This is a genomic window from Sphingomonas sp. ID1715 (assembly GCF_013044515.1).
Classification (GTDB): domain Bacteria; phylum Pseudomonadota; class Alphaproteobacteria; order Sphingomonadales; family Sphingomonadaceae; genus Sphingomonas_B.
Window position 1 is genome coordinate 254,542 of record NZ_JABEPR010000002.1, and the last position, 23,823, is coordinate 278,364.

The 23,823-nt window shown below is 64.2% G+C and carries 16 protein-coding genes; 4 read left to right on the top strand and 12 right to left on the bottom strand.

Annotated elements, in window-relative coordinates; genetic code table 11:
* Positions 1-2 precede the first annotated feature (2 nt).
* From HJG53_RS06130 to HJG53_RS06155, 6 genes are all read right to left on the bottom strand, one after another.
* Positions 3-1,691 (bottom strand): glycoside hydrolase family 36 protein, encoded by a 1,689-nt coding sequence (locus HJG53_RS06130; protein WP_171128620.1) that lies wholly within the window; start codon positions 1,689-1,691, stop codon positions 3-5.
* Entirely contained in the window at positions 1,681-2,655 is a 975-nt protein-coding gene (locus tag HJG53_RS06135; RefSeq protein ID WP_171128622.1) for a Gfo/Idh/MocA family protein, read from the bottom strand. The genes HJG53_RS06130 and HJG53_RS06135 overlap by 11 nt, the downstream gene beginning before the upstream one ends.
* Positions 2,652-3,686: a zinc-binding dehydrogenase gene (locus HJG53_RS06140; protein ID WP_171128624.1), complete on the bottom strand. Its 1,035-nt coding sequence runs from the start codon at positions 3,684-3,686 to the stop codon at positions 2,652-2,654. The genes HJG53_RS06135 and HJG53_RS06140 overlap by 4 nt, the downstream gene beginning before the upstream one ends.
* Positions 3,683-4,912 (bottom strand): MFS transporter, encoded by a 1,230-nt coding sequence (locus HJG53_RS06145; protein WP_171128626.1) that lies wholly within the window; start codon positions 4,910-4,912, stop codon positions 3,683-3,685. The genes HJG53_RS06140 and HJG53_RS06145 overlap by 4 nt, the downstream gene beginning before the upstream one ends.
* Positions 4,909-6,192, bottom strand: a complete 1,284-nt coding sequence (locus HJG53_RS06150; protein ID WP_171128628.1) for a glycerate kinase — start codon at positions 6,190-6,192, stop codon at positions 4,909-4,911. The genes HJG53_RS06145 and HJG53_RS06150 overlap by 4 nt, the downstream gene beginning before the upstream one ends.
* Positions 6,193-6,325: 133 nt before the next feature.
* A complete protein-coding gene (locus tag HJG53_RS06155; protein WP_171128630.1) occupies positions 6,326-7,231 on the bottom strand; it encodes a LysR family transcriptional regulator in 906 nt (301 codons plus the stop codon).
* 77 nt (positions 7,232-7,308) lie between these two features.
* Here HJG53_RS06155 and HJG53_RS06160 point away from each other — a divergent pair, with 77 nt between their 5' ends.
* From HJG53_RS06160 to HJG53_RS06170, 3 genes are read left to right on the top strand one after another with little or no spacing between them, the layout of a single operon-like run.
* A complete protein-coding gene (locus HJG53_RS06160) occupies positions 7,309-9,882 on the top strand; it encodes a TonB-dependent receptor (protein WP_171128632.1) in 2,574 nt (857 codons plus the stop codon).
* 60 nt (positions 9,883-9,942) lie between these two features.
* Positions 9,943-11,220, top strand: coding sequence for a trehalase family glycosidase (locus tag HJG53_RS06165; RefSeq protein ID WP_217352667.1), 1,278 nt, complete (start codon positions 9,943-9,945; stop codon positions 11,218-11,220).
* Entirely contained in the window at positions 11,217-11,966 is a 750-nt protein-coding gene (locus HJG53_RS06170) for a phytanoyl-CoA dioxygenase family protein (protein ID WP_171128636.1), read from the top strand. The genes HJG53_RS06165 and HJG53_RS06170 overlap by 4 nt, the downstream gene beginning before the upstream one ends.
* Before the next feature lie 169 nt (positions 11,967-12,135).
* Here HJG53_RS06170 and HJG53_RS06175 read toward each other — a convergent pair whose 3' ends face one another.
* Positions 12,136-12,390, bottom strand: coding sequence for a helix-turn-helix domain-containing protein (locus tag HJG53_RS06175; RefSeq protein WP_254447573.1), 255 nt, complete (start codon positions 12,388-12,390; stop codon positions 12,136-12,138).
* 56 nt (positions 12,391-12,446) lie between these two features.
* A complete protein-coding gene (locus HJG53_RS06180; protein WP_171128639.1) occupies positions 12,447-12,782 on the bottom strand; it encodes a type II toxin-antitoxin system RelE/ParE family toxin in 336 nt (111 codons plus the stop codon).
* 467 nt (positions 12,783-13,249) lie between these two features.
* Between HJG53_RS06180 and HJG53_RS06185 the strand changes: the two genes are divergently transcribed.
* Positions 13,250-13,639 (top strand): hypothetical protein, encoded by a 390-nt coding sequence (locus HJG53_RS06185; RefSeq protein WP_171128641.1) that lies wholly within the window; start codon positions 13,250-13,252, stop codon positions 13,637-13,639.
* 211 nt (positions 13,640-13,850) lie between these two features.
* Here the strand turns inward: HJG53_RS06185 and HJG53_RS06190 are convergent, their stop codons facing one another.
* From HJG53_RS06190 to HJG53_RS06205, 4 genes are all read right to left on the bottom strand, one after another.
* Positions 13,851-16,148 (bottom strand): hypothetical protein, encoded by a 2,298-nt coding sequence (locus HJG53_RS06190; protein ID WP_171128643.1) that lies wholly within the window; start codon positions 16,146-16,148, stop codon positions 13,851-13,853.
* A gap of 121 nt (positions 16,149-16,269) precedes the next feature.
* Positions 16,270-17,718, bottom strand: a complete 1,449-nt coding sequence (locus HJG53_RS06195) for a hypothetical protein (RefSeq protein WP_171128645.1) — start codon at positions 17,716-17,718, stop codon at positions 16,270-16,272.
* A gap of 148 nt (positions 17,719-17,866) precedes the next feature.
* Positions 17,867-21,055 (bottom strand): DUF3883 domain-containing protein, encoded by a 3,189-nt coding sequence (locus HJG53_RS06200; RefSeq protein WP_171128648.1) that lies wholly within the window; start codon positions 21,053-21,055, stop codon positions 17,867-17,869.
* Positions 21,052-23,811 carry an ATP-dependent DNA helicase gene (locus tag HJG53_RS06205; protein WP_171128650.1) on the bottom strand — a complete coding sequence of 920 codons (2,760 nt, stop codon included), beginning with the start codon at positions 23,809-23,811 and terminating at the stop codon, positions 21,052-21,054. Before HJG53_RS06205 ends, HJG53_RS06200 begins: the two co-directional genes overlap by 4 nt.
* Positions 23,812-23,823 lie beyond the last annotated feature (12 nt).

The window sequence follows — 23,823 nt, forward strand, 5'->3', positions numbered from 1 at the left end:
GCTCACTCGATCCGCGACGAGAAAGGCAGTAGACCCGCCACGGGCTCGGCGGTGAGATTCAGGCGATGGATGAAGTCGGCCTCGTCCTCAACCCGCACCCGTTGCTCCAGCAAAGGCGCGGAATGGCCGAGCTGCGGGAAGTCGCAGCCTGCGATCGGCTGGCGCAGCAGCTCGGCGAACAGGGCTGCGCGCTCGGGGGAGAGTTCATCGAGCTTGTCGCTCGTCATCAGCACGCCGCCGGAATAGGCGGCGAAGCGGGCAAGCAAGGTCACCTGATCGTCGCTCAGTTCGTGGAACCGGTCGCGGAGCAGGACGCAATCCGGGTCCGCCTGCCACAGGATGCCGGCGCCGTGGTTGCGGCTGACCTGGTCGCGGAGCAGGCTTTCGGCGGAATATTCGCCGGTCCAGGTCACGCCGACATCGCGGCCGATCCGCACCGCGTCGACCAGGCCGACCGACGCCCAAAGCGGACAGCCGCAGCCGAGCCATAGCGCGTCGCCGATCTCCTCGCGGATCAGCGCCGCCATCTTACGCCAGACGGCGATGCGGCTGAAGCCCTGCTGGTGCCAGACCGCGCGGTCGGGGCCATGTTCGCTGCCGAACAGCATGAAGTCGGTCTTGAAATAACCGGCACCCCAGTCGCCCGCCCAGGTGCGGAACACCTGCCGAATATAGGCTTCGGCATCGGGATGGGTGACGTCGAGGATGTAATATTCCTCGCTGCGCTTGTGCCAGCGGAACTCGCCGTAGAAGGTCATCTGGGCGAGCGGTCCGCCGGTCCTCCTGTCCGCCACGACCCAGTCGGGGTGCTCGCGATAGAGGCGGCTGCGATTGCCGACCATGAAGGGCGCTATCCACAGACCGGGCGTAAAGCCCGCCGCGCGCACATCGTCGAGCAGCGGCTTCATCCCGCGCGGGAATTGCGGCTTTACCTCCAGCCAGTCGCCCATCTCCGGCGTGAAGCCGTCGTCGATCTGGAAGATGTCGAGCGGCACGCGATAATCGTCGCGGAAGGCGCGTGCCGCCGCCAGATGCTCGAGGAGATTCTCCTCGGTGATGGCCGCGTAGAGATTGTACCAGCTGCACCAGCCGGTGACCCGGCGATCCGGCACGCGCGGAGGCAACGGGCTTTCGGCAGCCACGATGCGGGCCCAGTCGCGCAACGCCTCCTCGACGTTCGGTCCATCGAACAGGATCAACGGTTCCATCGCGACGCTGCCGTCATGCGGCACGCGGTCCCACAACGTCTCGACGGAGACGGTCGGCGCTTCCGCCGTGCCGCCGAAGCGGAAGCGGCTCTGGAAGCGGTCGTGACGCGTGAAGCCGAGCACGACCGCGCCATCTCCGCTGCTCGGCAATAACGCCGTGGCCGCATAGCCGAGCGTCGGCGCCTTCAGCGGCGGTCCATCGCCGGCCAGGGTGCCAGCATCGGCGAAGAAGCTGCCGTCCCAGCTTTGATAGCCGTGACGCAGGTAGCGACTCATGCCGGCAATATGTTCGAAGCGGATGCCGATGCTGTCGATCTCGCGCGTCGGGTCGAGGTCGCTGACCTTGACGAGCAGCCGCAACCGCTCGCCGTCCCGTTCGATGCCGAAGGCGAATTGCGCCTGGGCGGGTTCTCCGTCGAGCAGGGGAACGATGCCGCCGAGCCTGATACCGAGACCCTCGAACGCCTGCCCGTCAAAGCGCATCGGCAACTCTCAATTCGCGTCGTTCGTCGGCCGCGCGAACGGCCGCCAGCGCCAGTCGCAAGGTCGCCGCGCCCTCGGCGATCGGCACCAGCGGCGCGCGATCGTCGCGGATGGCTGCTGCCAGATCGGCGAGTTGGGCAACGAAGGGGTCGCGGTCGGACCTCCAGTCCTGCGCCGCGACTTCGGGGGCGGTTCGCGTGTACGCGGCGTTGTTCCAATCGCTGAAATGCGCCGTCGCGCGCTCGGCGAAGAGCGACCAGCCCTTCACCCACTGGCCGGGCACGGCGATGTTGTTGGCGGTCAGGCTGGCCAGCCGCCCATCGTCCCAGCCGAACACGATCGCGGACACGTCCTGCACGTCATAGTCACGCACGTCGCGGTGGAAGAGATTGGCGGTGCGGGAATAGACCGTGTCCGGCTCACCCATGAACAGGCGGACGAGATCGATGATGTGGATCAGCTGCTCGAGCACTTGCCCGCCCGACTGCTCGCGCCTCCGCCACCAGGGCGCGTGCAGCGCATTGCAATGGTAGATGCCGGTCATCAGCCCGATCGTTCCCGTATCCTCCGCCAGCCAGCGCTGTACCGCCTCGCCCTGCCGATACATGAAGCCGACCGCCGCCTTCACTTTGGCTGCGCTGGCGATCAGCGCATCGGCGGTCGCCATGTCGAGCGCGATCGGCTTTTCCACGAGCAGATGCACGCCCGCTTGCGCCGCCATGACGCTTTCGCCGGCACGGGAGTAGGGTGGCGCGGTGTCGATCAGCAGGTCGATGCCGTGGTCGAGCATGTCCTCGATCCGCGTGAACGGTTTGCCGCCATGCTGGTCGGTAAAGGCGCGGACCCGCTCGGCATCACGCCCCGATGCCGCGACGAGCGTCATCTGCTCCGCCAGCCTGGCGAGCGCTCCCGCATGGCGGGCGGCAATGCCGCCATTGCCGAGAATGCCCACGCGCAGCGTCATGGCTCGAACCTCAGCACGGCCTGCAGCAGACCCGACTCGCCCTTGTCGATGCGGTCGAACATGGCCGGTGCGTCCTCGAAGCGCGCTTCGTGGGTGATCAACGGCAGCAGGTCGAGCAGGCCGCGGTGCTGTAGCTCCACCGCCGTCCGCCACAATCTGGGCTTCGACCAGCGATGGCTCGCTTCCGGTGCGACGCCGCTGATCTGCGAGCAGATGAGCTGCACCCGGTTGTGGTGGAACTCCTCGCCGAAACGGATGCCGCCGATCTCGCCCTGCAAGAACCCCATCGCGACCACGCGCGAGGCATAGGCAACGGCGCGGATTGCCTCGCCGAGCGCAGCGGCGACGCCAGACACTTCGATGCAGCTGTCTGCGCCCCTGCCGCCGGTCATCTCCTTGATCCGCTCCGCCGCGCCCTGCGGCTCCATGGCAAGCCAGGCGCCATGCTTCAGCGCGATCTCGCGCCGCAGCGGGTCCGGATCGATCGCGATCACCTGCGCGCCGGAGCGGGTTGCCGCCTGCACGACGATCTGGCCCGGCACGCCCAGCCCGAACACCGCGACCAGATCGCCGATGCGGATATTCGCGTCGTGCACGCCGTTGAGCGCGACCGCCCCGATATGGCTGAAAATGCCGATGCGCGGGTCGGCCCCCTTGGGCATCAGCCGCTCGCGCGCATAGTCCGCCGGCGCGATGAAGTGGCTGCGGTGGTTCCAGGTGCCGAACACCCGCGCGCCAATGGGCAGGTCTTCGGCACGGCTTTCGACGATCTCACCGACCTCCTCATAGCCGAGCGTGCGCACCGGATAGGGCCAGCTCGGCTCGTCATCCGCCACGAACAGCCGGCTCTTCTCGTCGAAGCGCCGGTGCATGAACGGATTGGTGCCGCGATATTGCGACAATTCCGTGCCCGCGCTGATGCCCGAATAGAGGGTGCGGATCAGCACCTCCCCGTCGGCCAGCGGACGGAGTTCGAGCGGCTCGAAGGCGAGTTCGCGCGGAGCGTTCAGGATCAGGGCTGAGGGTGTCATGCGTGGGCGAACTGTGCGTTGGCGACGACGGCGCGCCTTGTCGCGCGGCTCATCGCCAGGATGATCGCCACCGCCGCGACATAGGCTGCCGCCATCGAAGTCATGCCCGCGGCGAGGCCGAAGCTCCCGCTCATCCAGGCGATGATCAGCGGCGACAGACCGGCGCCGAAAAAGCCGATCATCGTCATCATGCCGACCGCGGTGGCGCGGGCGTGCGGCGGGACGACATCGTGCATCGCCGCATAGATGCAGCCATCGAAAATGCCCTTGCCGATCGAGGTTAGGAGCAGGACCAGGCCGACCATGCCGGCCGTCTTGGCCCAGAGCAGAGGCACCAGCAGCACAGCAGCCAGCGCCAATCCGATCGCCAGCGTGTAGAAGCGGCCAATCGGCGTCCGGCGCGACAGATAGTCGCCGAGCAAGCCGCTGAAGGGCACGGTCAGGAAGCCGGCGATCTGGATCGTGGCAGCGCCGACCAGCGCGGATCCACCCAGATTCAAACCTAGCGCGTCGTGGACGAAGGTCGGTGCCCAGACCGTCACGCCGGTCGAGGCCCCGTTGGCGAGAAAGAATACGATGCAGAGCATGAGGGCGGGCGGGATGCCGAGGACAGTACCGAGCGGCGCTTTCGCGGATTTCACCACCGCCGCCTCTTTGGCCGGAGCATCGCGCAGGAACTTGAACAGGATCGCGACGACGATGAAGCCGATGCCGCCGAAGATCAGGAACGGCGCCTGCCAGCCAAGCGCATCGGCCATATAGCCGGCCGCCAGCGCGCCCATCCCGGCGCCGGCGAACACGGCCGTCTGGTGCAGCGACAGCGCACGGCCGCGCATCTCGGGCCGATGCCAGTCGCTGATCAGCGCGGTCGCGGTCGGGTAATAGGTCGCCTCGCCCATCGCCACGAGTGCGCGCAGGCCGAGCAGCATGGTGAAGCCGGTCGAGAGCGACACGATCCCGGTCGCCATGCTCCAGAAGAGCAGGCCGTAGATGATCACCCGCGACCGCCGCGCCCGGTCGCCCAGACTGCCGGACAGGAAGGCGCCGACCGCATAGACCCAGAAAAACACCGAGTTGAGCAGCGCCAGCTGGGTCGGCGTCAGCCCGAACTCCGTCTTGAGCTGCGGCATCACCGTGAACAGGATCGAACGATCTGCCGCGTTCAGGAAGGCCACCATCCAGAGCAGGCCGATCAGCACCCATGGATAGCGGGATGTCGCGCTCATGGTCGCCCTTCGATCAGCACGGCGCGGAAATCGTTGACGTTGGTTCCCGTCGGGCCCGTGACCACGAGGTCGCCCAGCCCCCGGAAGAAGAGATAGGCGTTGTTCTCGGCCAGGTGCCTGGCCGGGTCCAGGCCCAGCGCACGGGCGCGGGCAAGCGTCTCCGGCCCGACCACGGCTCCGGCGGCATCTTCCGTGCCGTCGATGCCGTCCGTGTCGCAGGCAAGCGCCCAGATGCCGGGCGCGCCGTCGAGCGCGATGGCGAGGCCCAGCGCATATTCCATGTTGCGTCCGCCCCGGCCTTTGTTGTTGACGACGGTCACGGTCGTTTCGCCGCCCGACAGGATCAGGCGGGGCTTGCCGTCTGCGGCGAGGCGGCGGGCGAGCGCTGCGTGGCTGGCGCCCAGATGTCGGGCCTCTGCCTGCAATTGGTCGCCGAGCGAGGAGACGGTATAGCCCAGCGCTCCGCCGGCTTGCGATGCTGCCGCCAGCGCGTCGCGGGCCCGGGCGATCACCCGCACTTCGCCACCCGCCAAGCCGAGACTGTCGGCGGCAGGCGTTTCGTTGCCCGGGTCCTGCAGCGCGCGCGTCACCGACCGTGGCGGCTCGATCCGGTATTTGGCGATGATGTCGCGCGCCATCTGCAGCGTGGTCGGGTCGGCCACGGTTGGGCCAGACGAGACGAAGGACGGGTCGTCGCCGGGCACGTCGGAGATGATCCAGGTCGTGACCTGGGCCGAGCCCGCCGCCACCGCGAGCCGCCCGCCCTTGATCCGGGACAGATGCTTGCGCACGCAGTTGATCTCGGAAATGGTCGCGCCAGAGCGGAGCAGCAGCTTGGTGACGCTCTGCTTGTCGGCCAGGTTCAGCCCTTCGACCGGCGCGGCCAGCAGCGCCGAGCCGCCGCCGGAAAGCAGCAGCAGCAGGTGATCGCCGGTGTGCAGCGAATGAGCGATTTCGAGTGCGCGATCAGCAGCACGCAAGCTATTCTCGTCGGGATAAGGGTGGCCGGCCTCGATCAGCTCGATGCCGGGCCAGTTCAGGCCTTCGGGCGCGTGGCCGTGGCGGGTGACAATCAGCCCATCGATCGGGCGGCGAGCCCGTTCACGCGCGACGCGCATCATGTCGGCCGCGGCCTTGCCCACCGCCAGCACGACGAGCCGGCCGTGAGGCGCGTCGGGCATCGCCTTAGGCATGGCGATGTCGGCAGAGACCGAGCGGATCACGTCATCGAACAGGCCGCGCAACACCTGCACGGCGCCCTTCTGACGGGCATCGGTCATGGTGCCCGATGTTGCGATCTGCCCCTCCTCATCTCTGCATGACGGCTCTGCGACCGCTCGCGCCAAGCTGAACGCGCGATCTGCTGTGGCATAGGGGCGATTTGCGGAACCGATTGTTGCAGAGAGCGGAACGTCAATGAATTTCCCACGACAGGGTCGGCCGCAACCGCTCGACCAGAAAGTCGATCAGCGTTCGCACGCGCACCGGCACCGCCTTTGGATCCGCGAACAAGGCGAAGAAGCTCATGTCCGACGTGCGCCAGCCGGGCAGCACTTCGACCAGGCGGCCCGCCGCGAGATCATGCTTCACCAGAAAAGCGGGCAGGTTGGCGATGCCAAGGCCGGAGAGCGCCGCGTCGCGCAGGAACATCAGGTCGTTGCAGACCAGCTTGGCGGTGAACTCGACCGTCACCTCCTCGCTGTCGCGGTGGAGCGTCCAGCCGTGGCGGCGATCGAGCGTGCCGTTGGCGAGCAGGTCGAAGCGCGGCAGCTCGACGTGATTTTGCGGCGTACCCTTGCGCTCGAAATATTCCGGTGCGCCGAACGCGCCGCAGCCGGTGGTGCCGAGCTTGATGGCGACCAGCCCGGAGTCGGCCAATGGTCCGACGGCGAGCGCCACGTCGAAGCCGTTCCGGAGCAGACCGATCGCGTCGTCGGTCAGGACGCTGACCAGCCGAACGTCGGGATAAAGGTCCATGAACTCGGGCAGCAACGGTCCGACCAGTTCCTGGCCGAGCACATAGGGAATGGCGATGCGGACCACGCCCTGTGGATGGCGCGCCCGGCTCTGTAATGCGCGTTCGCCGTCGCGCAGTACGCCGATCGAGCGGAGGCAATATTCGAAGAACATGGCACCGTCCTCCGTCACCGTCACCGCACGGGTACTCCGGTGCAGCAGCTGGATGCCGAGATGATCCTCCAGCCGGCTGACGCGGCGGCTTACGGTCGACTTGGGCAGCCCGAGCACCCGCCCGGCCTTGGTCAGGCTTTCGGTTTCGACCACTTTGGTGAAGACCATGAGGTCGCCCAAGTCCAACATTCCACCCGCTCCCAATCGTTCCACCCCCGGCAACAGATTGTTGCTGCATCGCGGGCTTTCGTTCAAGCGGGCGAAGCGTGACCCTTAAGAACAAGGTCGGCCGCGCCCTCATGCGCAGGACCGGCAACGGCTGCCCAAGCGGGCGCCGCGTCATGGAGGGGCACGAGATGAAGAACCGTCATAGCCGTTTCGTTCGGGCGACCCTGCTCGCCACCGCGTTCATACCCGCTGCAGTATGGGCGCAGGATACGCAGACACCGCCCGCGGGACCGAACGCCACCGCCGAAGGACCGTCGAGCAGCGCCGATGAAGCCGACATCATCGTCACGGGCACCAGCGTCGCGCGCGCCGCTTTCGACACGCCGCTGGCCGTGCAGGCTCTCGACGAAGGTACGCTCGCGCGCACCCAGGCGGCGGGAAATGCCGACATCCTGAACACCATCCCGACCATCAAGGCCGATGGCGGCGGCGGTGAAGTCGCGGCCAATGTGTTCGTGCGCGGGTTGCCGTCGGGCGGCCAATATCAGTTCACGCCCTTGATGTATGACGGCATTCCGGTGCTCAGCACCTTCGGCCTCAACTCTTCGGCGTTCGACGTCTATTATCGCAACGATCTCGGCATCGAGCGGCTGGAGTTCGTCCGCGGCGGCGTGTCGAACCTGTTCGGACCTGGCTCTGTGGCCGGCCTGATCAACTTCATCTCCAAGCACGGCACCGAGGATTTCGGCGGCGTAGCCCAGATCGAAGTGGCGGAGCGCGACCGCGTGCGCGGTGACCTGGCGGTCAGCGGACCAATTGGCCCGAACACCTTCTATTCGCTGTCCGGATACTATCGCTACGACGAAGGCACGCTGCGCACCAACCTGAAGACCAAGGGCTACCAACTCCGCGGCAATCTGCGCCACGAATGGTCGGACGGCTCGGGCCATGTGACCCTCTACGGCCAGTGGATCGACGATCAGGTCCAGTTCTTCCTGCCGGTCCCGCTGAACGGCACCACCCGCAAGCGCGCGCCGGGCAATGACGGCCGCCGAGTCAACTCGGTCCAGAACCGCTTCGATTCCAGCCTGCTCGGCTTCAACACGCCCGACGGCCTCTTCACCAGCGACATCAACCAGGGCGTGAAAACGCGCGGCGGGCAGATCGCGATCGCCTTCGAAAAGCAGTTCGACGGCGACTGGGGCATCAACGGCCGCGCCAAATACTCGAAATACGACCACAAATTCGGGCTCTGGTCGGACGGCGACGGCGTCATCAACGTGCCCGAAACGCTACAGAGCTTCGTCGCCAATCGGCCGGCCCTAATCGGCCAAACGCCGTCCTTCACCTTCGTCGGCGGCGGCACGGTTCCCAGTGGCTCGCTGCTGTTCGCCAATCGGTTCACCGACCGTGATCGCGATGCCGACGATTTCACGGCCGAACTGAACCTCACCAAGAAGCTGACGACCGGCAGCGTCGACCATACGTTCACGCTCGGCGGCTTCTACGGCAACGCCGACGCCGAGGATGTGAACGTCACCACCACCTACCTGGCCGAGTTCAACAACCGCCCGCGGTTGGTGAACCTCGTCGTCACCAACCCGACGACTGGCGCGCAGACGGTGATTTCCCGCAACGGCCTGCTCAATGCCGGCGCCGGCTATGTCAACAACCGCCACCAGGCCGAACGCTATGCCGCCTATTTCGCCGACCAGATGGAAGGCGAGCGCGTCGTGTTCGACATCGGCGGCCGCGTCGAGCATTTCTCCGGCGACATCCGCCGCGAACGTACGGCGACCTTCGTGACCGACACGACTACACCCAATCTCGCGACGGCGCTGCGCGACGTGATCTGGGGCAACGGCCTCTTCACGACGGGCAAGGTCAGCACGACCGAATGGGCGGTGGCGGCCGGCTTCCTTTACAAGGCGACGCCCGAGCTCAACTTCTACATCAACGGCTCGCGCGGCTTTTTCTTCCCCGAAATTCGCTCGGTGACGTTCAACGCGGCATTCCAGCCGCAAAGCTTCGAAGCCGAGATCATCAAGCAGGTCGAGTTCGGGGCCAAATATAATAACGGCCCAATCGAGCTGTCCGGCGCCTTCTTCTACACCAAGCTCGACAACCGGCGGCAGGTGCTGTTCGTCAACGACGGGGCGGGCGGCTTCACCGAGCGGGTGAACCTCGTCTCGACCCGCTCCTATGGCCTCGAATTCACCGCCAATGTCGAGTTGGTTCGCAACCTGCGCTTCGCGGGCAACATCACCCTCCAGGATGCCGAATATACCGCGTTCGACACCACGCCGGCATTTATCGGCAAGGAACTCGAGCGGCAGCCTGGCCTGCTTTACAATGCCGGGCTCTATTATGACGATGGCGCGCTCGACGCCTCGATCTTCACCAACCACACCGGCGACAATTTCACCGCCGCGAACAATGCCATCAAGCTGGAGGCTTGGAACGTCGTCAACCTGGACGCCGGCTATAAGTTCGATCTTGGCGGCGAGCGCAAGGTCCGCGTCGGCGTCAACGTCTTCAATCTGCTGAACGAAGATGCGGTGACCGAAGGCTCGCCGCGCCAGGACATCAACCAGGCGGCGGGCGGCGCCTATTTCGTCGGCCGGCCCGTGCTGCCGCGGCGCATCACCGCCCGCGTGACGTTCAACTTCTGATCTCCCCCTGGAGGGTGCGGGTGCTCCGGCGCCCGCACCCTTTTTCTTTTCCGTAGAGGCGTGATGACCCTGGACGAGACTGCCCGCGCGATCCTGACCGGCAATGATCGTGGCGGCTACACCGTGCCGAACGGGCGCGTTTACCCATTTCAGTGGAACTGGGATTCCGCCTTCGTCGCGATCGGGTTCGACAGCTTCGATCCCGATCGCGCCTGGGCCGAGATCGAGACCCTGTTCCGCGCGCAGTGGGACGACGGCTTCCTGCCCCACATCGTCTTCTGGAAGGACGATGAAGGCTATTTCCCTGGTCCTTCGGTCTGGGGCACTGCGTTCGACCCGATGACATCCGGCATCACCCAGCCGCCGGTTGCCGCGACAATGCTCCGCCGCCTCTGGGACAATGCCCGTGCACGCGGCGATGCGCCTGCCTTCCGACCGCGGCTGGAGGCGCTGTTTCCCAAGCTCCTGGCCTGGCATCGCTGGTTTCGCGACGTGCGCGATCCCGATAGCCGCGGCGTCGTCATCGCCACGCATCCTTGGGAAACGGGTCGCGACAATTCGCCCGAATGGGACGCGCCGGGCGAGCCGATCGATGTCTCGAACGTCGGCGACTATGTGCGCCGCGACACCAGCCATCTCGACGCCAAGATGCGGCCGACCAAACTGGAATATGACCGCTACCTGGCGCTCGTGCAGTTCGGCCGGGCCAAGGGCTGGGACCAGGCGGAGATCGCACGCACCAATCCGTTCCAGGTCGCCGATGTCGGCATGTCGATGATCCTGCTGCGCGCGCACCGCGACCTGCTCGCGCTCGCCGCCGAACTTGGCCGGGCGGAGGAAGCTCACGAGCTGCAGCAGATGATCACGCGCGCCGAGGGGGGCATTGACTGGCTGTGGGATGAGGACAAGCATTGCTGGTCGTCGCGCGACCGGCTGACCGGCCGCTTCTCCGGCTTCGTCACCAGCGCCTCGTTCCTGAGCTTCTATGCCGGGCTGCACGATCCGCTGAAGGACGCGGCGATGCTCACCCATTTCGAGCGGATCGGCGCGAAGGTGCAATTCCTGATGCCGAGCCTCGATCCCGACGATCCCGGCTTTCAGATGATCCGCTATTGGCGCGGGCCGGTCTGGGCGGTGGTCAATTATATGATCGGGCTGGGGCTGGCCGAATGCGGCTATGACGCCCAGGCGCAACGCGTGCGCCGCGACACGGCCGAGCTGATGCGCCGCAACGGCCTCTACGAGGCCTACAGCCCGATCGACGGCACCGGCAGCGGCGGCGACGATTTCTCCTGGACCGCCGCCATCTGGCTGGCCTGGGCGCGAGACGCCGCATGACGCCCGATCAAAGGGCGTTCTACGACGAGAATGGCTATCTGCTGATCCCGTCCTTCATCGCGCCTGATGAAGCGGCGGCGCTGAGGGCCGAGGTCCATGCCATTGCCGCGCGTCAAGGACCGACCAATGCGACCTGGTCGAGCGTCGCGGACCAGGGCACGGTGCTCGAGCATTCGCACGACGTGCAGTTCCGCTCGGCCGCTTTCACCCGGCTGCTCGTCCATCCGCGCCTCATCGATGTGTTCACTGCGCTGATCGGCCCCAATGTCCAGCTCCACCACAACAAGATGTTCATCAAGCCGCCGGAGCGTGGATCGCCATTTCCGATGCATCAGGATTACGGCTATTTCCCGCATCGCGGCCGGTCGATGACCGCGGCGATCCTGCACCTCGACGATGCGCCCGATGCCAAGGGCTGCGTCCGCGTCTATCCCGGTTCGCACAAACTGGGGCCTTTAGACGCGATCGGGCAGGACCATCATGTCGACCCCGACCGCTTTCCGCTCTCCGCCGCAGTTCCCGTCGAGGCGAAAGCGGGCGATTTGCTCGTCTTCAACTATCTGACCGTGCACGGCTCCGGCCTCAACGTGTCGGACGAACCGCGCACGACCTGGCTGATCCAGGTGCGCGACCCGGAGGACGAACCGATCTCGGAACAGCACCAGTCGCGCGGCCAGGGCATGATGCTGGCCGGCATCGACCCGCGCACCTCCGCGTTCCGCTTCGCCTGGCAAGCCACGCAGTAAGACCTATCCGCGAAGGATGTTGGTGCGCCCAGCATGAATATGATGGGCACTCAGATCATTGGCAAATCTTGGTCGCGCTTGACCGCTGAGGTCTGGAATGCGCCCATTCCGGGCCCTTCGCAGCGCAGACAAACTCCTGAAAGCGGACTTCAGAGATTGAGGGATCCGCTCAGACCAACTCCACCTTCAGGGTCTTGCCCACGCTGTGCGCTGCACGTGCGAGCGTTTCGAGCGTCACATTGTGCTCGTTGGGATCGAGAACACGATCCAGCTGTTTGCGGCTGGTGCTCATGCGCTCGGCCATGGTTGCCTTGGTAAGGCGTTCTGCCTGCATCGCCTCGCGCAGCGCGAAGGCGATAACCCGTTTCAGGGCGGCGGCGGTGACTTCTTCGCGGATCCCATCCTCGTCGAGGAACTGGTCCAAGGTCTTGAATGCGCGGGGATCGCGAGGACCCCTAATTTCATCCATTCTCAATTCTCCTACTGGAACTCCTTCTTCCTCCTCTCCGCGAGATCTATGTCGCTCTTCGGAGTCGTCCGGCTTGTCTTGATGAAGCCATGAAGGACGATGATCTGTTGGCTTGCGCCGTGAAAGAAGAAGAGCAGGCGCACTTCCCGCTTTGACGGAAGCGAACTGCGAAGTTCCCAAATCTGCGACCTCAAGTGACGGCAAAGCGGCATCCCGAGTGGGTAACCAAATTGAAGCGCCTTGAGATCTTCACCAACGATCTTACGGTCACTATGCGGTAGAGAGCGAAGAAAATCTAGAACGACTTCATTTCCACCATTAGTCTCATAGAACGTTACCTGATACATATCTTAGCCTTCCAAAATTATTTCCGTTAGCCATAGCTTTCTCCTTACTTCGACCCGTTCGCACTCAGGTCTGGTTGTGCCCGCTTGGGCGTTACTCCGGACATCGCGCCCGGCAAGCAGGGATGTGTCATATATGGTACGTTATGTCAAGGCCCTTTGGATCGCGGCAGCGCTTCGGCAGATAAGAGAAGGTGGTGCAGGTCCAGGCTTCGCCGAGCCCGCTTCTGCAATCCATTCGCCGGAGCCGACAGTTCTGCCGCAGTTGGCGGCGGTGCTCATTTCCATCCGGCCGGGTGAATCGAAAAAGGGCAGATTCCTGCGGATACTCGTGATTGGCGCGGGCTGCTGCTCTACGAGGATTTCGCGGGCCTGGCTCCGCGGACGCGGCCTTGATCGAGGAGGCCCGGCTTCTGGAATCCTATCGCTGCTGATAGTTGCGGAGCGGCCAACTATTTGCGGGGAACAAGATGCCGAAGCTTCACGTCGAAGGGCCCCAGGCAAACGAAGCCGGCCGCTGGCTGGTGCGCCTTAATATCAAGCACCGCGCCGGCGTCGAACGCTACGGCGTCGCCCGACTCACTAACCAAGCCAACGGCAAGGCACTCGACGTCCTTCTGCTCGGCCATGACCGCGACGACGCAATCTTCATGCCCTATGACATTCGCGAACGCCTCCGCGTCGCCAAGGGCGGCGAGCTCGAATTCTCGCTGCGAAAGGTGGGGCTCTGGGGCTTGCTCCGCTGGTATGTGCGCTCGCCCGATCCCGCCGTTTCCATCCCCGCTTGGATCGCGGTGATCGGGCTTGCTCTCGCGGTTCTCGGACTCGTCCTCACCGCGCTGCCGCTTATCTGCACCTAGCATCGCCGAACACCCGCTGAAGAGCTCGGCGCCTCGCGCTTCCGTGCAACCACGCTCTATTGCGCAGCGCTAGTGCTCCCCTCGAGCTCACCAGGCTCCGCCGGGCCGCCCTCCCGGACCACCGGTGACGATCGCATGGTCCAGGCTGCGCCCGACCCCGGCGGAGCGTGCTGCGTTCGAAATGCGGCCATAGTCCTGCAACCAACTGCGTTCACAGTTCCGGCGCGGTCGTCCGGCTGCCCAACCGCACCATCGTACGCAAGATTTCCTCGGCTTGGTGACCTGACATGCCAATTTGCCGGGCCATTTGGGCCACAGTGGCTTCCACCTGTACTTCGTCGGTGAGGGCGAACGCCGAGGTCGATCGGAAAATCTGGGGAATCTGCACCTCGAGGATTCCCACAAAGGACTTGGCTCCACGTGCGGTCCTAGCCTCGGTGAGGATCGCAGCAAGGATCCAGCGTGACAGGATCACGAGTGTTAGGATCGGCGTCGGGACGTTCGCCAGTTCGCGGTCGAGGGGAATTCGTGCCAACAACCCGTCCGTGAAGCTGCGGCCCCAGATGCGGCTAATCAGCCGGGCTGCGCGCAGCAGGAAGCCGTCTTCTTGCCGCCGGGTTCCGATGGCGGAGAAGGGGATCAGCACATCCGGCTCGCCGCCCTCCACCACGTAACGATGTGAGCATCCATAAAGCATGAGATAGATCATGAAGAGCGCGCGGGTTACGAAGTCGAGATCGAGCAGGCCATCCGAGGTCGCCAGCGCCGCAATATGCTCCTCGAATCGGATGATCGCTCGTTCGAGCGCCGCGCGGTTGCGCTCGAAAGCCTCGCGGGGAATGGGCGCGTCCGTTACGCGCTGTTGCGGCGCTTCTGCTCGGGCAGGGGTGCCGTCGCCGTCATCCCCTTCGTCGTCCTGCCGCTCTCCAGAGGCTAAAGCTGCGGCCGAATCGGCGGTGGCGCGGTCGATCGACTCGCTATCTTCAAGCTGGACAATGCCGCGCAGAACGATCTGAAGGAGGAGTTGGAGAGCGGGGTTGTCCGCGTGCGCGAAGGTTCCCGCCTTGAGGTCGGCCTTGAGTCCCAGCGCCTCGCGAAACGCCTCTGGCGAATCGAAATCCTGCCCCACAACAGCGCCGATGGAAGGTCCGCTGACAACGCTTCGCAATCCGGCGCTGCGGCGCGGCTGCGCGTCCCCGAAGATCAGATGGGCGTCGCGCGCCAGCTCGATGAGGTCACTTGCGCCGCTCAGCACCGCGTCGAGCCTGCGCTTAATGTTGTTTGCCAGCGGATTTGGCGCCGCTGCCATCAGCATGTCGGGATCGACCACGATCACGGGCCGGCTGACTCGGCCGTCGGCCAGCGCGACGCGCACGACGATCGTCGCCGCGGCGAGCGACGGACCGATCTGCGCATGGGGTCGCATCCCGCCCGCGACGGCCAGCGGCAACCGGCTTTCGCCGATCACCAGTTCGGCGCCGGCTGGATCAATGGCGGGTGGAACCGACCAGAATAGCCGGTCGTCCTTTCGCTCGATGCGGCCGGGATGGAACCTGGGCGTCCCTGCCGACGGCTCCGGCCTTTCCGGCGCGACGATGTCCCGCCGACGGATCGTCTCCGAATAGTCGAGCCCCAGCGCTTCGTCGATCGTCCCGCGCGGAAGCCGGCGGAAGATTGCGGCTTCGCAATTGACCCCGGCCTTGCGGCGCGGCCCCAGCGCCGCGGTCGTGCAATTGGCGCTGCCGTAGAGGAGATAGTCGTGACGGCGGGTCTGCGCGAGGATCAGCTTGGCGTGCAGGAAACGATGCCGCCCATTGTCGCCGAGCGGATGGAATTTGGGCTTGAGGCCCCAGTCGAGCTCCGGCAGTGGAAAGGTTGACTGTCGCGCTTCGAGATCATCCGCGAGGGTCAGGAAGATATGGGTGGAGGGTCCACCCAGATCGGCGTGCAGTCGTTCGAGAGCCGCCAGATCCACGTCCCAGTAGGGGGAAATGATTACCAGCTGCTCGGCCCCCCCTTCGATCCGCTCGAGGAACCGATCGCCGATTCCGGAGACGCTGCCGGGGTCGGAGAGCAGCAAGTCGATCAGACTTCCGTCGGCGAGCTCTTCGACGCCGTCGCCGCGCACTGTGTTCGCTAGCCATGGTGATTGCGAGTTGAGCAAGTCGAGCTTGTAGGCGAGGTCGGTGTCCGGCGATGCCGGGAGCCGCGCCAGCAGCCAATCGTGCGCACGGGCGATCAGCCGGCAATGGATCGCTCCGTCGGGCGAATCCGACGACTCCGACCATTTGATCCTCGATACCAGCTCGCGGTTGCTGCCCCACCCGGCGGAGGTCGCATTGGCCGAGCCCAGCGTCATCCTCGCCTTCGACTTGCCATAGCGCAGCATAATCTTGGGATGGAAGCAGCCGCCGCCCTCGATCGGCGCTATCAGATACTTGCGGCCGGCGTGCGAAAAGGCCTCGGGCAGCTGCTCTAGCGCCCGGGAGAGCATCGCGGCGTCCGCCATCAGAAGGTTGTTCTGGCAGCCGAAAGCGCGCAGCCGGTGCTGGATGTTGGCGTCGTAAAAGGCGGGATCGACGCTGTAGGTAGTCAGGACGGAGCTGTGGAAGCCGGATCGCTTGAGGTCGTCAAACAGGCTGAATGGCATCGAGCAGCGCCTTTCCTGCAGGGGCCACGTCCCCATCTTCGTCGAGGAGGCCTCCGTCGTATGCGAATGTGATCAGGTTGCCGATCCGCGGGTTAGTGAAGGTGTATTCGGCAGGAATGCCATCGACCAAGCTGCTCTCGTCGACGATGAAGCGATAGGTATAGGTTCCGCCGGCGAGCTTCTCGCCGGCTATCAACAGATGGTTGCCGATGATGAACCTGCGCATCAGCGCGGCAAGCGCATCGAGCGCCGGCCGCTTCGCCATGGCGTCGAGCAGCTGGAAGATACCCGCGGCCGACCTTCCAGCAGTAGTCGCGTCGGCGAGAATCCTCCCTATCGCGACATCGCTGCCCCACCGTCGCCACAGGGAAAATAGCAGGTCGACCGCGCTGCGCAGCTGGCTCTTGTTCGGCTCTTCCGCCGCGGCCGCGAGTTCAGCAAGCTCGACGCCTGTATCATGCTCGTGCGCAAGGCTGCCCAGCCGCCTCGCGTCAGCTGCGGCGGTAAGCGACGTTACCGCGTCCACCTTCCGCAGTGCTTTCGACGCGATCTCCCGTGACAGCGCGTCGGGATTGCTCCCTGCGGTCGCGTTGATCAGATAGGTTAGCGCATTGAGCAGGACCTCGAGTGCGATGTGGCAAAGTTCGTTTACGAAATAGGCGCGCCAGCCGGTGAGATTCGCGGTCAGCGATTCCTCGGCGACGGTGCCGATGTTGTCTTGGACGTAGAGTTCGCGCCGCAGTTCGTCAGCGTCCTCGGTGCCGGTGCGTTCAACGATGTTCAGCACGTTCCAAAGCGTCGCGCGCCGCGCGGGCGCAGTCGGATCGTCCGGGCGTTCGCCGCGCAGGTAGCGCAGCAGCAGCGTCGCCTCCTGCGAATCCGAGTTCAGGTAGGCGGGATGCGCCTCCTCCGAGATCGCGATGCAATCGTCGTGGCTAACCTTTCCGGTCTCGATCGCGGCAAGCAGCCTCTCGCATGCGTCCGGGCAGGCGCTCCCGAAGGCGTGCGCTAACTCGAGGCCGTGGTCCGGGGTGACCGCCTGGATGCGTTCGCGGGTTGGCATCAGCATGCCCATCTGCTGCATACTGGCGACGTAGAACTGGCCGAAATTGCCTCGGCTCGCTTTCAGATACTGATTGTCCTGTCCCGGGCCGTCCGTCCATTCTGTAAAGTCGAAAGCATCACCAACATCGATGTGCCTGGCCGCCCATAGTGAACCGGCCATGCCTAACGCATTGACGCTGTCGCCAACCTGGCAGGCGAGCGCATATACGGCCTCTGCGCGGCGGATGAAGATGCTCCATTCATCCTCTTTGAAGGTATGGCGATGCAACTCGAACTGCCGGACGACCCAGCAATAGAAGGAGAAGTAACGCAGACGGTTAGTCACGTTCGTGAGGCCTGGCAGGAGATCGGTGTAGAGCCTCACTGACGCTGCCTGCAGTCCAAGTGGATCTCTTCCAGCCGAGAAGGTGCCTGGCTTGTTCCAATCAGGAATATCTTCCAAAGATCCTGGCATGCCCGGCATAGGCCCCTATTTCTGTTTGTGAAAGTTCGGTTGGCGAGAACCGCGCCGTTCAAGGAGTGTCGGCGTCATGATCGCAGTCTTGTATGATGGCTACGGTCGCCCAGCCTCGATCGAAGGTGAACGTGCCGGTCCGTCCGAAGGGATTACGAATTTTCACAATACGCGCTCGGCTGTCGTCGGCTGCATACTCGACGACATAAAGCCAATACTGGTCGCCGTAACGGCGCGCATGCTCCATTTGAGGCTGGCTTAGGCCTACGGGGCGGTCATTGAGATCGCCCTTCATTGCTTTCACCTCAATCCACCGTTGCGGTTCGCCGACGGCATCCGGGTCGATCAGGTCGAAGCCCTTATTGCCCGGCGGCATGCGCATTAGCTGTTGCTCGAGTTTCACGATCCGTTCGATCGCCCGGTCCTCCAGCCGCATTCGCTCCTCGTAGGTCAGCCCGTCGGGGTCGGATTGGGCATCGCCGTTATGGGAGGCAACGTAGGAGATAAACTCGCGCTCGCCGCCGCCGCTCTCACCTTTGCCCTTGCCGGATCCGCCCTTCGTCCCACCGCTGCCGCCGCCATTGCTGGTGCCGTCACCCCCGCTGCCTCGACCTTCATCGCCCTCGCCGGACTCATCTTCATCCTGCCGGTCGTCGTCCTGAGATGAATCGCGGCCGCTTTCGCCGCGCGTGTGCTCATCGCCCTGTTCGTGATTCTCACGGCTCTCGTCGTCGCTCGCTCCATTGCCGATTTGGTCGTCGGGGTCGGCTTTAAGGCGCGTACGAAGCTGCGCGAGGTCGGTCACTCCGAGCCGCTTAAGCTCGTCGAGCACATCGGCGTCGATCCCCACCTCGCGGGCAAGTGCGGCGATTGCAGGTGGTTTGAAGCGGATTCGACTCTCGAGTAGCGGATGCGAAGGCCACCCCAGCTCCTCAAACAGCACTGCCGAGGGCAAACGTAAGTTCCCGTTCCGATCCGGCACCCAAGGGTGCGCGTTCAGCTTTCGGATGAAATGGGCGTCAACTGTCGTTGTGCGCGTGTAATGATAAGTCCAGCTGTACTGGACTGACAAGGCGTGGGGGCGGCGATCGGCCAATTCCGCCAAGGCATCCCAGAGCTGACGCGCCCGGTCCCGACGGGCCTCCTCCGGCAATGTCGGCAACAGAGTGAGAAGCCCTGTAAGCCCGGCGATATCCTGGTCGGGGATCGGGTTCTCGTACGTGCAGCTCTGCCAGCCCGCGGCATGACGGATTTCGCTGCGCGCCTCAGCAGAGAGATCGCATATGATCGGGACCGTCCGCAGGATGCGGACGGCGCCGCAGGTCTCAAGCATTTCCCGAACGGGTTCGCCTCGCAGGCATTCGTGGGCGCTGTTGACGAGGTAGACCTTCTCTACACCCTGGAAGAGGTTTTGTAGCCGGATCGCCGCGAGATAAACTTGCCCGGGTGCGACAATCAGGTTGGCGCCGCTCTTCGCGTCCAAACATCTAACAAAGGTGGTCGCTCTCAACGCCGCGACGAGCTTGCTGCGCTGGGCTGAGGAATCCGTGCGATACGCCCGGAGAATGCGCGCGATGTCATCAGCATAGGCTGAATCGTCAGGGGAGGGCTGGCGATACTTAGGCAAGAGGTTCCGGATAACGTCGTCGACCGGATCCGGCTTGGTGAGCCCGATTCCGGTCAGAAACTTGAGGCTCTGAGGAGTACACAAGCTTGCCCGCACGGTCGGGAAATCCGTCTTACCCTCCCCTGGCAGAAAGGCCTCCGGCTGGTCGCCCCGATGGAGCGCCACATGTCGGCCGTCCTCGAGCCGGAGGAGAGGCATCTCCTTCGCGCGCGTACGCCACAGGGCCGGCTGGGTGCCAAGCGCTCGGTAAAGGCGCAGCATCCAATTGTCCGACTGGGCGATGAGAAACTCCTCGGTCATCCTGCTGAGCACCGCGTCGAGGGTCAATTCGGCGACCTTCAGTTCCTGCATGAGGAAGCTTCGCAATCGAGGGGCGCGATCTGCCGTGATCTCCGCGCTTACCCAAGAAACATTGCCGTCGCTCCCGAGGAGCCGCCCGAGTTGCTGCGGTCCGATCAGTTCGCGGACGTCCTGGGCGCGAGCAAGGCGTACGTGACCGGCTGTAGCGAAGCGGCCGGTCGACGTCGGAAGTAGGCGTTCTTCAGTGAAGGCTCGTACAGTGCGATCGAACAAGGGGGCGAATAAGCCCTCCATCAACTTCTGACGCTCAAGCGGGAGGGTCCCGAGCACGGCGACATCAAGCATGTCGGAATCGCGTAGGTGCAAGAGCGCTTCGACGAGGAGGTCGGCGGTGAAAGTCGCAAGCTTGACGTTCCAAGGCTTGTCCACAGGGACGTTGTCGCGGCTCGGCGTCGTTTGATACGGGCCTTGGATAAGGAAGCCCGTATATGTTGGCAGCACTGTTGGGAAAAAGACAACGAGCCGCGCATCGGTGATCGGTCGCACGATCCTCTTGTCGTCCTCAACCTCCGTGAGAAACGCAATTTCGGCGAGCCCTACCTCCTTCCCTTCATGCTCCACGGCACGGGAAAACAGCAAGTAGGTCTCCTCGCGCTCCCACCCGGCACCGCGCGCGGAGAGATGCACCTCGCGCATGAACCCATCGCCTTTGGGCGTGCGCTTATAGCTGCCGCTGCTGCCACCTTCGACATTCCAGACGATCTCGTTCACATGTTTGAGGAATAGGAGCGCCTCGGCGCCAAGCGCTGCCAGGCCAGAAGCTATTTCGTTGAAGGAACCTTCGTCTGCCGGCGCCAGCGGGAGAAGGAAGACCGTCTCATCCGGGGCGCGGACGCAGGCCGACGCTGCCGAAGGAAAGACATAGTCTAGGATCACGAAAGCTTCGTCCCCGGAATGCACTTCAGGGCGCTGGGTCACCGCGTAGACTGACTTGAAACCAATCCCAAATCGACCAATCGCGGTGATATCCTTTGTGCTCTCGTCGATGCCGCAAATCCCGCGAACATCATCCGTGTCGAAGGGAGCGCCGTAATGGGAGATACGAAGCCGCTCCCGATTTAGGTCGAATGAAACGGTACGCGACCCGGCCCAGTCGGGACCGCGCCGGCGCAACGCGTCCTCGGCATTCTGCAGTACCTCATAGATGAAATGGGTACGCCGGTCGTAACGATCTTCGAGCAGCATCTTACCAATGCGCTTGATCGCCCGGCCATACTCGATTCTATTCTCCTCGCTCAGGGCCACATAATCTGTGGTCATGCGCAGCCTCCCGCCGCTTCGCCTGCCGAGCAGAGCCGGCGGAAATCGCATTGCCGGCAGCGATCCTGGGCGGGGTCTGGCGCGAACGCATTGGCACGCAGAGCCGCGGCCGTCGCATGGACGCGGGCGGTCACGTCCTGGATGAGATCCTCGTCGACGGTACGGGCCTTGCGGCGCTGCTTGTCGAGCTCATAGGTTTCGACAAAGTCTGCGTCGCGGCCGGTGAGCTCGCGATAGCCGAGCGCATAAATGTGAAGCTGCGCCTCGGTCAGCGCTTCCGCCTGCGCCCGCTCGTTTGACTTCAAGTCGACGATCGCGATGTCGCCGCTGTCTCGCCGGCGGACCAGGTCGATGCGGCCCGCCACTGAGACACCATTGCCGAGGTTGAGCTCGATTGCCTTCTCACTGAGCTCGAGATGGGCGAATTCGGCCCTGCGCGCCTCAATATAGGCGTTGACCGTCCGTTTGGCGGCGGTGCGCATCGTTTCGCGCAAGGCGGGATAGGCGAAGGGCAGACGAAGGTACCGGTCGACCAACTCGTCGACGCAGGTCGGCTCAATAGTCTCGCCGGCGATCGCGCGCATATGCAATTCGGCTAGCGTGTCATGAAGCGACTTGCCGTAGCCAAGCGCTTCGTCAAGCGGCGCGTTAAAGCCGTAAAGGGTGCGCATCTTGAACTGGTACGGACATTCGAAAAAATAGCGCATGTCCGAGAATGACAAGCGGACATCAGCGATGGCGGCGCGCGAGCGAGGGGTGCCGCGGGGGCGGGCGCTGAGATCCTGAGACGTGCGTCGCACATAACGGGACTCGAGCACGTCGTACCAGAATTGCGAGGGGCGGACATTGCGTTTGCTCCCGGGCGTAGGCGCGGTCGTCATGTGCAGATGCTTCTGGCTGCGGGTCACGGCAACATAGAAGAGGCGCCGTTCGTCTTCCTCGGAGCCGAGATAGCGCGCCTGACCATCGACGCTGGCGGGCGGCACCAGATGCCAGACAGAGACCCCGCCTCTGCCGGCGGGGGGAAAGCGATTTTTCACGAGTTGGGGCACAAACACAGCCGGCCATTGCAGACCCTTGGCCCGGTGAATCGTCAGAATCTGTACCGCGTCGATCGAGACTAACCGTTCTTCCGTGCCCGAGGATTGTTCATACGCAGCCTCGGCCTGGTGCCGCAGGAATCCAGCGAACGACTCATATTTCTGGGTCGGCCGAGAATGGAAGTAGATCGCCTCGAAGTCCGAAATGGCCTGACTGAACTTTGCGAGATTGTAGAAGGCGACTTCTCCGCGTCCGTCCGGCACGGCGTCTTCGCGCAGCCCGATCCGCTCGAGGAAACCCATGAACTGGCGCTGGATGTTGTAGACGGAGAAGCGCACGTCCTGGTCCTCGCGGATCATCCGCTGCCGAACGTCTTCTGCTTCCAGAATTGCGGCCTCAAGGATCCCATCATCGACGCCGAGACGCGCTGCACGCCATGCATCCAATACAGTTGCCACGTCCGTTTCGCCGTTCATCAAGTAGAACAGCTGGCGCGCGGCTTCCCCCTCGGGCGTATCGAAGAGGCTGCCCATGCCGACGGAGACGACCGGGATGCCGGCGCGCTCGAGAGCGGCCCGAATGGGATCGGCCATGCTGGTCAGGCGGATGAGGACGGCCATGTCGGACCATGAGATCGGCCGCTCACCGTGACCTTCGCGGATCATCGTGCCACGAAGCGCCAGGCAGGTGCGCGCGATATAATTCGCTTCGTCGTCGGGCGATGCGAACTGGAGCGCGACGATGTCGCCTGGCTCATAGGTCTGCTGGTCGGCCGAGCGCATCGTCTTGGCCAGGCGCGTCGGATTCTTTTCGATAACCAGCCTGGCCACCTCGGTGATTCCAGGACTGGACCTAAAATTGTCTTCGAGAGTGATCGAGGTCGCACCGTAACGCTCGGTGAAGGTCAAGATGTTCCGAGCGTCGCTGCCCCGCCATTGGTAGATGGTCTGATCGTCGTCACCGACGACGCGGATCGAAGCGCCCAGATCACGCAGGTGACGGATCAGCTGCTCCTGGATCGGATTGACGTCCTGATATTCATCGACAATCACGACCCCAATCCGATTGGCTAGGCGCTGGCGCAGACTGGCATCGGTTGCGAGCGAGTGCGCCGCCTCCGCGAGGATCGCCGAATAGTCGAAATAGCCCTTCTCGTGGAGAAGGCCGCCATAGGCATCCAGCCCTTCCGCGATGCTGGCCGTGCCGAGAATCTGTCGATCGACCTGCGCCTCGCGCAGCAATCCAAGCGCATCAATATATACGCCTGTATCGACGTAGCGGCGCAGCGGCCGCCCCTGCAACGTCGACGTCGCGGTGAGCCCGCAACGGGCCGAACTCCGATCCACGAAAAGCCGCTGCTGGGTCTCGTTCAGCACGTCGTATTTGAGAAAGCGCGGCACTTCCGAGCGCAGCAGTTCGAGGCAGAAGCCGTGGATTGTACCGATATACATCTCGGCCATGCCCACCAGGCCGGGAACGGTCTCGGCACAACGTTCGACGACCCTCTGCCGCAACTCCGCCGCCGCTTTCTCAGTAAAGGTGAAAGCGATCACATTGCGGGGGAGCAGGCCCGCACCATCCTGTGCGACGGGGGCCAGGAGCCGTGCGATATGCCGCGCGACGACCTCGGTTTTTCCCGAGCCTGCGCACGCGATCAGCTGCAGGTTGCCTTCATTGTGGCCGATCGCCTCCGCCTGCGCTTCCGTCAACGGCATAACCTTCCCCTT